Origin of the sequence: Bradyrhizobium sp. NBAIM08 (assembly GCF_020193935.1) — a bacterium.
Taxonomy (GTDB): domain Bacteria; phylum Pseudomonadota; class Alphaproteobacteria; order Rhizobiales; family Xanthobacteraceae; genus Bradyrhizobium; species Bradyrhizobium yuanmingense.
In genome coordinates, this window is the sequence record NZ_JADYVR010000774.1 from 1 (window position 1) to 415 (window position 415).

At 48.9% G+C, this 415-nt stretch carries 1 protein-coding gene; it reads left to right on the top strand.

The window, feature by feature from the left end:
- Positions 1–103: 103 nt before the first annotated feature.
- Positions 104–415, top strand: a 312-nt coding sequence (locus tag I6F37_RS42000) for a hypothetical protein (RefSeq protein WP_225154673.1), incomplete at its 3' end; no start/stop codon positions are given.

The window sequence follows — 415 nt, forward strand, 5'->3', positions numbered from 1 at the left end:
TGAGATTACTATGAAGTAAGTATGAGGTAAGTATGAGGTATGGTGGGAGTTGACCCAAGATAAACCCGAGATTTGTACGTAGATTTGATGAGCCAGTTATGAGGTGACCATTCACCCTGCGGCAGGGTTGCGCAAGTCTGTACGGATGAGGTCCGGAAGATTCGGTATAGCCCCGATCGCGGCGCGGGAAGAGTTCTCCCCTTTAGTCGGCAAAGCAGGCGATCAGCATGCCCTTTTTCACTTCATCTCAAAAACTGAAACCAACGCAATGGCAAGAGTAACAGGATCTATCACTTTAGAAGGGACGATCGACAATGTGACCTTTGTGAAGACAAAAGATGGCTTAATTGCCCGTAAGAGGACCAGTCTCACCGGAGCGAAAATGGCCGCCAATCCCAATTTCAACCTGCTGCGC